The organism is Frankia torreyi, assembly GCF_000948395.1.
GTDB classification, from domain to species: domain Bacteria; phylum Actinomycetota; class Actinomycetes; order Frankiales; family Frankiaceae; genus Frankia; species Frankia torreyi.
Window position 1 is genome coordinate 20,617 of sequence record NZ_JYFN01000043.1, and the last position, 14,080, is coordinate 34,696.

At 76.4% G+C, this 14,080-nt stretch carries 4 protein-coding genes and 1 pseudogene; all 5 read left to right on the forward strand.

Translation table 11 applies throughout. From position 1 onward, the window contains the following. Nucleotides 1–37: 37 nt before the first annotated feature. A complete protein-coding gene (locus tag FF36_RS22255; protein WP_044887085.1) occupies nt 38–334 on the forward strand; it encodes an MbtH family protein in 297 nt (98 codons plus the stop codon). Beyond that, nucleotides 331–5,448, forward strand: a complete 5,118-nt coding sequence (locus FF36_RS22260) for a salicylate synthase (RefSeq protein WP_082122134.1) — start codon at nt 331–333, stop codon at nt 5,446–5,448. The genes FF36_RS22255 and FF36_RS22260 overlap by 4 nt, the downstream gene beginning before the upstream one ends. After that, nucleotides 5,445–7,118 carry a (2,3-dihydroxybenzoyl)adenylate synthase gene (locus FF36_RS22265; RefSeq protein WP_044887086.1) on the forward strand — a complete coding sequence of 558 codons (1,674 nt, stop codon included), beginning with the start codon at nt 5,445–5,447 and terminating at the stop codon, nt 7,116–7,118. The genes FF36_RS22260 and FF36_RS22265 overlap by 4 nt, the downstream gene beginning before the upstream one ends. A gap of 92 nt (nt 7,119–7,210) precedes the next feature. Then, nucleotides 7,211–7,759 (forward strand): condensation domain-containing protein (locus FF36_RS38725; RefSeq protein WP_242422748.1); only part of this gene is annotated, 549 nt, incomplete at its 3' end. A 1-nt stretch (nt 7,760) separates the two neighbouring features. Continuing rightward, a pseudogene (locus FF36_RS38730) lies at nt 7,761–14,080 on the forward strand (amino acid adenylation domain-containing protein); the annotation flags it as partial.

The following is a 14,080-nucleotide window of genomic DNA, read 5'->3' on the forward strand; positions in this document are numbered from 1 at the left end:
CCATCTCAGGCCGCAGACCCGAGGAGACGGGAACCGCATGTCGACGAACCCGTTCGATGACGAAAACGGAAGCTTCTACGTCCTGGTCAACGCCGAGGGCCAGCACTCGCTCTGGCCGACCTTCGCGCCGGTTCCGGCGGGCTGGCGGACGGTGCACGACGCCGCCAGCCGGACGGCCTGCCTGGAGTACGTCGAGGCCACCTGGACCGACCTGCGCCCGGCCAGCCTGGTCGCCCGGATGGCGGCCGACCAGCCCGCCGACCGAGGGTCCGACCAGTCCGCCGAGGCCGGGCGGGAACACCGCGACGGAGCCGAATCCGGCGTGTCCCGGTGACAGCGCCGCTGGTCTACCACGAGCGGACGGTGCGCCTCACCGGCGACCCGCTCGCGGCGGCGGCCCGCCTCGGGCGCGGCGCCGAGGCGCCGTACACCGTCTACGAGCGCGACGGCGAGTGGTGCTTCGGCTCGGGTGCCCTGGCCGAGATCGTTCTGTCGTGGGACGAGATCCGCTACCGGTTCGGCGGCGGCTGGCGCGTCGAGCCGGTCGGCGCCGCGCCGCTGCGGGCCCTGGCCGGCGTGCTGGCGAGCGTCCCGGTGGTGGACTGGCGGGCGTGCGGCTGGGCCGGTTTCGAGCTCGGTTCCCGGATCGCGGGCCTGCCCGGCCCGCAGTCGGCCGAGTCGCTGGTCCACCTGATCATTCCGGCCCGAGAGGCGCGGCTGACGGCGGCGGGGGCGACCCTGCGCGCCGCCGACCCGGCCGACCTGGACCTCCTGGCCGAGGCGCTGGCCACCGCGCCTGCCCTCACCGGCACCGGCGCCCTCACCGGCACCGGCGCCGCCGCCAGCACGGGTGCCGCCGCCGACGAGGCGGCGCGGCTGAGCCCGCTGGCCGACCTCGAGCACGGCGCCGACGACTACCGGCAGGGCGTCGCCCGCGCCGTCGAGGACATCCGGGCCGGCCGGCTGCGCAAGGTGATCCTCTCCCGGGTCATCCCGGTCGACGGCGAGATCGACCTCATCGCGACGTACGAGCGGGGTCGGCGGGGCAACACCCCCGCCCGGTCCTTCCTGCTCGACCTCGGCGGCGTGCGCGCGGCCGGGTTCAGCCCGGAGACCGTCGTCGAGGTCGCAGCGAGCGGCCAGGTCTCCACCCAGCCGCTGGCCGGCACCGCGGCCTTCGACGGCGGGCGGGTCGACGGCGGCGAGGCCGACCGGGCCCGCCGGGAGGCGCTGCGCACCGACCCCAAGGAGATCTACGAGCACGCGGTGTCGGTGCAGGTGGCCCAGGAGGAGCTGCGGCGGGTGTGCCAGCCGGGGACGCTGGTCGTCGACGAGTTCATGGCCGTGCTCGAACGGGGCAGCGTCCAGCACCTGGCCTCGCGCGTCAGCGGCCGGCTGGCGCCCGGCCGCGACGGCTGGGACGCGTTGGCCGCCGTCTTCCCGTCCATCACGGCCACCGGCGTCCCGAAGGCAGCCGCCCTCGCCGTGATCAGGCGGGCCGAGCCGCAGCCGCGCGGCCTCTACAGCGGCGCCGTGATCAGTGTCGCCGCGGACGGCTCGCTCGACGCCGCCCTCGTCCTGCGCACGGCCTTCCAGCGCGACGGGCGGACCTGGCTGCGCGCGGGGGCGGGCGTCGTCGGCGCGTCGCGCCCCGAGCGGGAGCTGGAGGAGACCCGCGAGAAACTGCGCAGCGTCAGCCGTTTTCTGGTGGCGGCGCCGGCGGCCGGACCGGACCGGGAGGCGCTGCGGCGCACGGTCGCCGGCCTGCTGGAGGAGGACCCGGCCGACGTCGGCGACGAGGACAACCTGTTCGAACGCGGACTGGAGTCGATCGCGCTGATCCAGGCGGTCGGCGCCTGGCGGCGGGCCGGCCTGGAGGTCAACTTCGCCGAGCTCGCCGAGAACCCGACCCTCGACGCGTGGTTCAAGCTGCTGGCCGGCCGGCTCTCGGCCGCCGCGCCGGCCGCCGAGGGCGGCGCCGCCGGTGACGGGCCGCCGCAGCCGGCCGCGGCGAGGCCGGATCCGCCCGCGGCGGACGGCGGGGAGTTCCCGTTGGCGCTCATGCAGCACGCCTACTGGGTTGGCCGCGATCCAGGGCAGCCGCTCGGCGGCGTCGCCGCCCACCTCTACAGCGAGTTCGACGGGCGGGGCGTCGAGCCGGACCGGCTGGCCGCCGCGATCGAACGGCTCATCTCCCGGCACGAGGCGTTGCGGACCCGGATCACCGACAACGGCGGCCAGGTCGTCGAGGAGCGGTCGGGCTGGCGCGGGCTGACCGTGCACGACCTGCGCGACCTCGACGAGGACGTCGCCGCGGCCCGGCTTGCGGCCGTGCGCGACACGCTGTCCCACGAGATGCTCGACATCGAACGCGGGGAGGTCTTCGCGACCGCGCTCAGCCTGCGCCCGGGCGGCGCGACCCGGTTCCACCTCGACGTCGACATGGTCGCCGCGGACGCCGTCAGCTACCGCGTCCTGCTGGCCGACCTGGCGAACCTCTACGGCCGCCCGGACGAGGTGGCGTCCGCGCCGGCATACACCTACCGGCGGTACCGGGCCGAGCACACCGCGGGCCGGCAGGCGCAGGCCGAACGGTCCCGGCGCGCCTGGCGTGACCGCCTGCCCAGCCTGCCCGGGCCGCCCGAACTCGCGCTCGCGTCGCCGCTGGCCGCCGTCGGCGCCACGGCCGAGCCGCGGGTGTCCCGGCGGCACTTCCGGCTGCCCGAGCAGGCCCGCGTCGCGCTGGGGCAGGCGGCCCACCGCCGCGGCCTCACCCCGGCGATGGCCGTGGCGACCGCGTTCGCCGAGGTGCTCGGCGGCTGGAGCACCCAGCCCCGGTTCCTGCTGAACGTCCCGTTGTTCGACCGCGAGCAGGTGCACCCCGACGTCGACCGGGTGGTGGGCGACTTCACCAGCTCGGTGCTGCTGGAGATCGACCTCACCGACCGGGTCCCGTTCGTCGAGCGGGCCCGCCGGGTCCAGACCCGGCTGCACGCCGACGCCGCCCACGCCGGCTTCTCCGGCGTCGAGATCCTGCGCGAGGCGGGCCGGGCGCGCGGCGAGCGGGTGCTGGCCCCGGTCGTGTTCACCAGCGCCCTGGGCCTCGGTGAACTGTTCGACCCCGCCGTGCGCCGCGAGTTCGGCGACCCGGCGTGGATCATCTCGCAGGGGCCGCAGGTCCTGCTCGACGCCCAGATCACCGAGCTCGACGGGGGCCTGCTGGTCAACTGGGACGTCCGCGAGGACATCTTCGCGCCCGGTGTGGTCGACGCGATGTTCGCCGCCTTCGAACGACTGGTGCATGACCTGGCCACCCCCAGGCCGCTCGAGGCCGGCACCAGTTCGGCCGGCACCAGTTCGGCCGGCACCAGTTCGGCCGGCACCAGGTCGGCCGGCGAGGCGGGGGACGGCTCGGTCTGGGACCGGCCCGTCGACGGGCTGCTCGACGAGTCGGTGCGCGCGGTGCGCGACCGCGTCGGCGCCGTCGCGGGGCCGGCGTCCACCCGCCTGCTCCACGAGGGGTTCTTCGCGCTGGCCGAGCGCAGGCCCGGCGCGCCGGCGCTGGTGTGGGGGGCGACGGGCGAGCCGGCCGGCTCGCTGTCCTACGGCGAGCTCGCCGCGCGGGCCCGGGCGGTCGCGGGCAGGCTCGCCGCCCGCGGCGTGCGGCCCGGCGACCTGGTCGCCGTCAGCCTGCCCAAGGGGCCGGCGCAGGTCGTCGCCGTCCTGGGCGTGCTGGCGGCGGGCGCCGCCTACGTACCGGTCGGGGTGGAACAGCCGCCCGCGCGGGTCGCTCGGATCGCGGCGACCGCCGGCTTCAGCATCGTGATCACTTCGCCGGCCCGCACGCGGTGGCCCGACGGGGTGACCCCGCTCGGCCTGGACGGCACTCCCGGCGAGCCCGCCGAGACGGCGTCCGACCGCCTCGTCCTCGCCGCGGCGGACGACCCGGCCCGGCTGGGCGAACCCGCCTACGTGCTGTTCACCTCCGGTTCCACCGGCCAGCCGAAGGGCGTCGAGGTCGGTCACCGGGCGGCGATGAACACCCTCGACGACCTGACCGAGCGGCTCGGACTCGGCCCGGACGACCGGACGCTGGCCGTCTCCGCCCTCGACTTCGACCTGTCGGTCTTCGACCTGTTCGCGCCGCTGTCCGTCGGCGGCGCCGTGGTGCTGGTCGACGAGGACTCCCGGCGCGAGGCCGCCCGCTGGGCCGAACTCGTCGCCGAGCACCGGGTCACGATCCTCAACTGCGTCCCGGCCGTGCTCGACCTGATCCTCACCGTGGCCGGCGGGGCGGGCGAGCTCGGGGACAGCCTGCGGGCGGTGCTGCTCGGCGGGGACCGGGTCGGCGTCGACCTGCCGGCCCGGCTCGCCGCGGCCGTCCCCGGCTGCCGGTTCCTGGGCCTCGGCGGCACGACCGAGACCGCGATCCATTCCACCGTGTGCGAGATCGTCGGGGGCGGTCCGGTGCCGGCGCAGTGGCGTTCGGTGCCCTACGGCACGCCGCTGCGCAACGTCGCGCTGCGGGTCGTCGACGCTCTCGGCCGGGACTGCCCCGATCACGTCGCCGGCGAGCTGTGGATCGGCGGCGCCGGGGTCGCCCGCGGCTACCTCGGCGACCCCGAGCGCACGGCCGACCGGTTCGTCACCCACGCGGGCGCCCGCTGGTACCGCACCGGGGACCTGGCCCGCTACCTGCCCGACGGCACCGTCGAGTTCCTGGGCCGTCGCGACCAGCAAGTCAAGATCCGCGGCTTCCGGGTCGAGCTGGGCGAGGTCGAGGCCGCGCTGCTGGCCCTGCCGGGCGTGCGGGCCGGCGTGGTCGCGCTGATCGGCGGCGGGGCCGGCCGGCCGGCCCCGCTCGGGGCGCTCGTCGTCGGCGATCCGGGAGCCGATCCGGCGGACGGTCCGGCGGCGGTCCGCGCGGGCCTGCGCGGCCTGCTGCCGCCGCACATGGTGCCCGACCGTGTCGTCGCGGTGCCGGAACTCCCGCTCAGCGCCAACGGGAAGGTCGACCGTAGGGCGGCCGCCGAGCTGCTGGAGCGGGAGGACTGCGGCCCCCGGCCGCAGTCCTCCCCGCCGCGTTCCGACCTGGAAAAGATGATCATGCTGGTCTGGCGGGAGGTGCTGGGCGGCGACGCGTTCGGGGTGACCGACGAGTTCTTCGCGCTCGGCGGCGACTCGGTGCTGGCCACCCGCGTCGTCACCCGCCTGCGCGACGAGCTTGACACCGGTGAGGTGTCGGTCCGCATGCTGTTCGGCGCGCCGACGGTGGCCTCGTTGGCGCAGCGCATGCGCGCCGCCGAGATCGCACCCGGGCGTCTCGACCGCGTCGCGTCGATCGCCTGGGAGATCGCTGGTCTGTCCGACGACGAGATCGCGGTGCGGCTGGGCGCCGGCGCCGGCCTCGTGGGCGACGGCGCCGGCACCATCGGGGCCGAGCGATGATCCGCCGGTCGCTGACCGGCCCGGCCTCGCCGACCGCGGTGGACGGCTGGGTGCCCTGGCCGGCCGAGTTCGGGCGCCGGTACGCCGCCGAGGGCTACTGGCAGGGCGAGCCGCTCGGCGAACGGCCGCGGGACTGGGCCCGGCGGTTCGGTCCGGCGACCGCCCTCGTCGCCGGGCCGCCCACCCAGCCAGTCCGGCTCTCCTACGCCGAGCTCGATCGGGCCGTCGACGATCTGGCGGCCGGGCTCGCCGGGCTCGGCCTCGCCGCCGGCGACCGCGTCCTGATCCACCTGCCGAACCGGATCGAGTTCGTGACGTTGCTGTTCGCGCTGCTGCGGCTGGGGGCGATCCCAGTGCTGGCGCTGCCCGCCCACCGCCGCGTCGAGATCGAGCATCTCGCCCGACTGTCCGGCGCGGTGGCCTACGCGATCCCCGACAAGCACGAGGGTTTCGACCACCGCGCGCTCGCTCGGGAGATCGTGGCGGCGGTCCCGGCGGTGCGCCATGTGCTGGTGGCCGGCGACGCCGGTCCGTTCCCCGGGATCGACGCGCTCGCGGCCGCGGGCGCCGCCGCCCGCGCGGGCCGACCCGTGGGGCCGGCGGCGCCCCCCGACCCGGCCGGCGTCGCGCTGTTGCTCATCTCGGGCGGCACGACCGGAAAGCCCAAGCTGATCCCGCGTACCCACTGGGACTACGCCTACAACGCCTCGGCCAGCGCCGGGCTGTGTGGGCTGACCGGCGAGGACGTCTACCTGGTTGCGCTGCCGGCCGCCCACAACTTCCCGCTGGCGTGCCCGGGCGTCCTCGGGGCGCTCGGCGTCGGCGCGACGGTGGTCCTGGCGCCCTCGCCCAGCCCGGAGACCGTCTTCGAGCTCATCGCCCGCGAGCGGGTGACGGTCACCGCGCTGGTGCCGGCGCTCGCCCGCCTCTGGGTGACCGCTGCCGCGTGGGAGCGGCCCGACACCGTGAGCCTGCGCCTGCTCCAGGTCGGCGGCGCCCGGCTGGACGCCGAGCTGGCCCGGCGCATCCGGCCGACCCTCGGCGCCACCGTCCAGCAGGTGTTCGGCATGGCCGAGGGCCTGCTGAACTTCACCCGCCTCGACGACGGCGACGAGATCGCCTGCACCACCCAGGGCCGGCCGCTCGCGGCGGCGGACGAGATCCGCATCGTCGACCGTGACGGGGCGGACGTCGCCGCGGGAACCGTCGGCGAGCTGTGGACCCGCGGCCCTTACACGGTGCGGGGCTACTACCGGGCCGCCGAGCACAACGCGACCGCGTTCAGCCCGGACGGCTTCTACCGCACCGGTGACCTGGTTCGGCTCACAGCGAGTGGCAACCTCGTCGTCGAGGGGCGGATCAAGGACGTGATCAACCGGGGCGGGGAGAACGTCTCCGCCACCGAGCTCGAGGAGCACCTGCTCACCCACCCCGCGGTCGCCCAGGCCGCCGTCGTCGCGGCGGCGGACGAGCAGGTCGGCGAGAGCGTCCGCGCGGTGATCGTCACAGCGCCCGGCGCGGCGGTGACGTTGCGCGCCCTCAAGGCGCACCTGCGCGAGCGGGGCCTCGCCCGGTTCATGCTTCCCGACCTGCTCACGGTCGTCGACGAGCTCCCCCTCACCCCCGTCGGCAAGATCGACAAGCGCGAGCTGCGCCGCCGCCTCGGCTAGCGCCCCCTCGCGCGTGCCTCCGCGGTCCTGCGGATCCAGACGCCGTCTCGAAGCCGCACCACCGAAGCCGCACCACCGGAAGGACGTGCACCGTGGCCAGTCCCGACTCCGCGCAGCGCAAGCGTGAGCTGCTCCGCCGCCGGTTGGCGGCGGAGCGCCTGACGCGCGAGCCGACGGCCGGCGGCGTCCGACGCCTGGCGCGGACCCCCGGTGTGGGCTACCCGGTCACCCCGGGCCAGCGGCGGATGTGGTTCCTGCAACGGCTGCGACCCGACAGCGCCGCCTACACGATCTCGGCGGCGTTCGAGCTGACCGGACCGCTGGACGTCAGCGCGCTGCGCGGCGCGCTGCTCGCCGTCGCCCGCCGCCACGAGGTCCTGCGCACCACCTACCGGGTCACCGCGGACGGCGGGCTCGAACAGGTCGTCCGCGACGACGTCACGCCGGCCTGGCTCAGCGTGGACCTGTCTGCCGAACCTGACGAGGACCGCGAGCCGCGCGCCCGCCAGATCGCGGTGCGCGCCGCGCGCCGGCCTTTCGACCTCACCGCTGAATCGCCGCTGCGGGTGACGGTGCTGAGCCACGGCCCGGACCGGCACACGCTCGCGCTCGCCGCCCACCACATCGCCTGGGACGACGCCNGCTGGGACGTCTTCTTCGGCGACCTGCTCGCCACCTACGACCGTCGGGACAGCGGCGCCGACGACCAGCCCGGCGCCGGCATCGGCGTGCAGTTCCTCGACGCCGTCGCGCCGGACGCGGCCGGTCCCACCCCGGACGAGCTGGCCTACTGGCGACAGCGGCTGACCCCGCTGCCCGAACCGGTGCGCCTGCCCGCTCCCGCCGCCGACGGCACCTCGAACGGCGACGGCACCTCGAACGGCGACGGCACCTCGAACGGCGACGGCGACAGGTCCGGTGACGGCGGCGAGCCCGACGCCGGCCGGCAGACCGTCCACCAGGCATCCGCCGAGCTGGCCGGCCAGGTCCGGGCGTTCGCCGCGCGGCACGGCGCGACGCCGTTCATGGTGCTGCTCGCCGCCTACGGTGCCCTGCTGCACCGGATCACTGGCGCGACCGACATCACCATCGGCTCGCCGGTGGTCAACCGCGACCGCGCCGAGACCGCCGGCGTGCTCGGCTACTTCGGCAACACCGTCTGCCTGCGGCTCGCGGTCGGACCGGCCGACACGTTCACCGACCTGCTCGACCGCGCCCGCGAGGTGTGTCGGGGCGCGTTCGCCCACGCCGACGTCGACCTGGCCGACGTCGTCCGCGACCTCAACCCGGACCGCGCCGACGGTGTCTCCAGCCTGTTCACGACGATGTTCGCCGTCCGCACCCCGGCCGCCGCCGCGCTGCGCGGCCGGGACCTGCGCGGCGAACGGCGTCCGGCGCACAACGGCACCGCGCAGTTCCCGCTGACGGTCGTCGCCGAGCTCGGTGACGGCGGCGGCCGCGACGCGCTCGAACTGGAGACGACCTACCAGGACGGCGTGGTCTCACCGTCGTTCGCGCGGACCGTCGGCCCGCGCCTGGAACGGCTGCTGGCCGCGGGGCTGGTCCGCCCCGACACCCCGATCGGCGCCGTCGACCTGCTCGCCGGCACGGAACGCGAGCGCGTCCTGACCGCCTGGAACGACACCGCCGGGCCCAGCCCGGCCGAGTCGTGGACGGCGCTGTTCGCCGCCCAGGCCGAGCGTGTCCCGGACCGTACGGCGCTGGTGACCGCGGCAGGGATGGTGACCTACGGCGACCTCGCCGCGCGGGCCGACGCCTTCGCGCGGGTGCTGGCCGGCCGTGGCGTCGGGCGGGGGGCTGTCGTCGCCGTCGCGCTGCCCCACTCGGCCGACCTGGTCGTGGCACTGGCCGGCACCGGTCGTGCCGGCGCCGCCTACCTGCCCCTCGACCCCGACTATCCGGCCGACCGGATCGGTTTCATGATCGAGGACGCGTCCCCGGCGGTCGTGGTGACCACGCGCGCGCTCGCCGCGCGGCTCCCGCTCGCGCCCGGCACCGGCCTGCTGCTGATCGACGGACCCGAACGCGAACCCGAACGCGAACCCGGATCCGAGCCCCGATCCGAGCCCCGATCCGGGCCGGCGGCTTCGGCCGAAGCCTGGCCGCCGGCCGTCGATCCGGACAACCCGGTGTACGTGATCTACACGTCGGGTTCGACCGGGCGGCCCAAGGGCGTCGTCGTCGGCCACCGAGCGCTGACGAACTTCCTGGCGTCGATCGTCGAGACCGTCGGCATCACCTCGGCGGACCGGCTGCTCGCCGCGACGACGCTGGCCTTCGACCCGAGCACCGTCGAGCTGCTCGCGCCGCTGACCGTCGGCGCCTCGATCCACCTTGCCGAGGGCGACCAGGGCCGCGATCCGTCGGCGCTGGCCGGGTTGCTGCGCGGGGGAGCGGTCACGCTGGCGCAGGCGACCCCGTCGCGCTGGCGTTCCATCCTCAACGCGGACCCGGGGCCCTACCCTGCGGTGCGCGCCCTGTGCGGCGGCGAGCCGCTACCGCCCGACCTCGCCCGGGAGCTGCTCACCCGCGCGGAGAGCCTCACCAACCTGTACGGGCCGACGGAGACGACGGTCTGGGTGACGACGAGCCCGGTGCGCGCCGCCGCGACCGCCGGGGAACGGCTGGCGGTCGGCCGGCCGCTGCGCAACACCCGCGCCTACGTGCTGGACGGCGCGCTCATGCCGGTGCCGCCCGGGGTCGCCGGCGAGCTTTACCTCGCCGGCGACTGCGTCGCCCACGGTTACCTGCACCGGCCGGCGCTGACCGCGTCCCGGTACGTCGCCAGCCCCTTCGACGCCGGCGAGCGGATATACCGCACCGGCGACCTGGCGCGCTGGACCGCCACCGGCGAGCTGGTCGTCGCCGGCCGTTCCGACGACCAGGTCAAGGTCCGCGGCGTCCGGATCGAACCCGGTGAGATCGAGGCGGTGCTCGAGGGTCACCCGGGCGTCGGGCGCTGTGCCGTCGTCGTCCGCGCGGACGGGCCGGCCGGGCCGGCGCTGGTCGCCTACATCGTTCCGGCAGCCGCCGGATCCGCCGGCCCGGGGGATCCGGCGGGCCCGGCCGGCGACCGGACGCTCGCGGGTGAGCTGCGGGCGCACGCGGCGGGCGTCCTGCCCGGGGCCATGGTGCCGGCGGCCTTCGTGACGCTGCCCGCCCTGCCCACCACTCCCGCCGGCAAGCTCGACCGCCGGGCGCTGCCCGCCCCGGACTTCGCCGCCGCCGCCCGGCCCGGCCGGGCCCCGGCGACCCGGGCCGAGACGATCCTGCGTGACGTGTTCGCCGAGGTGCTCGGGCAGCCGGGCATCGGCGTCGACGACTCGTTCTTCCACCTCGGCGGCGACAGCATCCTGGCCTTCGCCGTGGTCACCCGGGCGGCCGCCGCCGGCGTGACGATCGCGCTGGCCGACGTGTTCGACAGCCCGACCGTCGCCGGCCTCGCCGCCGCGGCGGCCGCCTCGACGCCGGTGGATCCGGCGGCGGTACGTGCGGCCGCAGTGGATGCGGCGGCGGTGGATGCGGCGGCGGTGGATGCGGCGGCGGTGGATGCGGCGGCGGTGGATGCGGCGGCGGTGGATGCGGCGGCGGTGGATCTGGCGTCGGTCGACGCGGCGGACCTGGCGCGCTGGCGGGAGCGGCTGCCCGGGCTGACCGAGGTCTGGCCGCTGTCCCCGTCGCAGGCGGGGCTGCTGTTCCACCGCCTCGTCGACGGCGATGACACGCCGGACGTCTACGTCATCCAGTTCGTCCTGGACCTCGCGGGGGAGGGACTCGACCCCGAGCGCCTGCGCGCGGCGTCGCGGGAGCTCGTCGCCCGGCACGCCGTCCTGCGCGCCGCCGTCCTGGCCGACGGCGCCGTGCCGGCCCAGGCCATCCTGGACCGGGCCGAACCGGAATGGACAATCGTCGACCTCTCCGCCTGGCCGGCCGCCGAGCGGGCGGCCGAGGCCGAGCGGCTGGTCGCGGCCGACCGCACCGCGCGTTTCGATCTCACCGCGCCGCCGCTGATCCGGTTCCTGTGGGTCCGCACGGGCCCGGACAGCGCCCGGCTCGCGGTCTGCGCCCACCACGTCGTCCTGGACGGCTGGTCGCTGCCACTGGCGCTGCGAGAGCTGTTCGCGCTGGCCGCCGAGCCCAGCGCCGAGCCCAGCGCCGAGGCCGTCACCGAGGCCGTCACCGAGGCTGGCTCCGAGGCCGTCGCCGATCCCGGCGCCGTGGCCGACCCGGTCACGGCGGCGCGGCTGCCCGTCGCCCGCCCGTACTCGGACTACCTGCGCTGGCTGCGGGCCCAGGACTCCGACGCCGCCCGCGCGGCCTGGCGGGCCGAGCTGGCCGGCCTGGAGGGGCCGACCCTGATGGCCGCCGGCGGCGGCCATCGAGCCGCGTCGGCGAGCGGGACGGTGCCGATCCCGGCCGCCGTCGACCGTGCGGTCAGCCCCGAGACGGCCGCCCACCTGGCCGCGCTCGGGCGCGAGCGGGGGCTCACCCTGAATTCCATCCTGCGGGCGGCCCACGCGATCCTGCTCGCCCGGGCGGTCGGCCGCGAGGACGTCGTCCTCGGCGCGGTGACCGCCGGCCGGCCGCCGGCGCTGCCCGGGGTCGAGTCCATGATCGGACTGTTCGTGACCACCGTGCCGGTCCGGGCCAGGGTGAGCGCCCAGGGGACGTTCGCCGCGCTCATCGCCGAGCTCCAGGCGGCGCAGGGCCGCATGTTCGCCCACCAGCACCTCGGCCTGGCCGACATCCAGGCGGTGGCCGGGCACGGGGACCTGTTCGACACGGTGGGTGTGCTCGAGTCCTACCCGTTCGAGCCGGCCACCCTGATCCCGCCGGACGGCCCGCGCCTGGCGTCGGTCGACGGGCACGACGCCACCCACTACGCGCTCACCATCCGGGTGATCCCCGGCGACGGGTTGCGCCTCACCTTCGGCTACCTACGCGGCGTCCTCGACGACGCGACGGTCGCGGGCCTCGCCGACCGGATGCTCGCGCTGCTCGAGGAGATCGCCGCCGACCCCGACCGGCCGATCGGCGCCGTCGCCGCCCTGCCGGCGGCTGAGCGGAACCGGGCCGCCCTCCTCCCAGCGCCGCCGACGCCCGGATGGGGCGCCGACGCCACCCTGCCCGAGCTGTTCGAGGCCCAGGCCGCCCGGACCCCGGACGCGGTCGCGCTGCGCTGGCGCGACGCCGAGCTCACCTACGCCGAGCTGGACGCCCGGTCCAACCGACTCGCTCGGCTGCTCGCGGAGCGGGGCGTCGGGCCGGAGTCGATCGTGGCGGTGGCGCTGCCCCGCTCGACCGACCTGGTCGTGACCCTGCTGGCCGTCCTCAAGGCCGGCGGCGCGTACCTGCCGGTGGATCCGGCCTACCCGGCCGACCGGATCGCGTTCATGCTGCGCGACGCCGCGCCGGCCTGCGCGGTGACCACCGTCGAGACCCGCGCGGCGCTGCCGGCTCGGGCCGGCGTGCCCCTGATCGCACTGGACGACCCGCTGGTCGTGGCGGCGCTGGCCGCGGCGCCGACCACCCCGCCGGACGGGGCCGGGCGGGCCCGCCCGGACAACCTCGCCTATGTCATCTACACCTCCGGCTCGACCGGCCGGCCGAAGGGCGCGCTGATCCCGCACCGCAACGTGGTGCGGCTGTTCGCCGACACCCGGGAGCTGTTCCACTTCGGCGAGACCGACGTCTGGACGATGTTCCACTCGGTGTCGTTCGACTTCTCGGTGTGGGAGCTGTGGGGGCCGCTGCTGCACGGCGGCCGGCTCGTCGTCGTCGACCACGACGTCACCCGTTCCCCCGGGCAGTTCCTCGACCTGCTCCGGCGGGAGTCGGTGACCGTCCTCAACCAGACGCCGGCGGCGTTCGCGGCGCTGGTGGAGGCCGACCAGGCCGCCGGCCGGCACGACCTCGGCCTGCGTTTCGTCATCTTCGGCGGTGAGGCGCTCGAGCCTGGCCGGCTGGCCGGCTGGTACGAGCGGCACCCGGACGACGCGCCGACCCTGGTCAACATGTACGGGATCACCGAGACCACGGTGCACGTCACGTACCTGCCGCTGGACCGGGCCGCCGCGGCCGCTGCCGCCGCGGGGCGCCGAGGCGTGATCGGCGAGCCGCTGGCCGGCCTGCGCGCGCGGCTGCTCGACCGCCACCTCACGCCGGTGCCGCCCGGCGTGCCGGGGGAGATCTACGTCAGTGGCGCCCAGCTCGCCCGAGGCTACCTGGGCCGCACCGGCCTGAGCGCCACCCGGTTCGTGGCCGACCCGTACGGCGAGCCCGGCGACCGGATGTACCGCACGGGCGACCTGGCCCGGCTGGGCCCGGACGGCTCGCTGGAGTACCTGGGCCGCGCCGACGACCAGGTCAAGATCCGCGGCTTCCGGATCGAACCGGGCGAGATCTCCGCGGTCCTGGCCGCCGACCCGGCGGTGGAGCAGGTCGTCGTCGTCGCCCGGGAGGACGACGCCGGCCGGCGCCGGCTGATCGCCTACGCCGTACCGCGTGCGGGCCGGCGCGTCGACGGGCCGGCGCTGCGGGCCCGCGCCGCGGCGGCGTTGCCCGATTTCATGGTCCCGGCGGCGGTCGTCGCGTTGGACGCGTTGCCGCTGACCGGCAACGGCAAGCTCGACCGGGCCGCGCTGCCGGCTCCCGACCTGACCGCCGCGACCTCGGCCCGGTCGGGCGGCACGGACACCGAGCGCACGCTGTGCACAGTGTTCGCCGCCGTGCTCGGCGTCGACCGGGTCGGCGTCGATGACGACTTCCTCGCCCTCGGCGGCGACAGCATCATCGCGATCCAGCTGGTCAACCGGGCCCGCCGCGAGGGCGTCGAGGTCACCCCGCGCGAGGTCTTCGTCCAGCGGACGCCGGCCGCGCTGGCGGCGCTCGTCGCCAGCCGGACCGCGACCGAAACCGCCGCGCCCGCCGCGCCTGCCGAA

What these genes read in the sequence shown, in the direction of transcription:
- FF36_RS22255 (WP_044887085.1), top strand. Translation starts at nt 38, where the DNA reads ATGTCGACGAACCCGTTCGATGACGAAAACGGAAGCTTCTACGTCCTG.
- FF36_RS22265 (WP_044887086.1), top strand. Translation starts at nt 5,445, where the DNA reads ATGATCCGCCGGTCGCTGACCGGCCCGGCCTCGCCGACCGCGGTGGAC.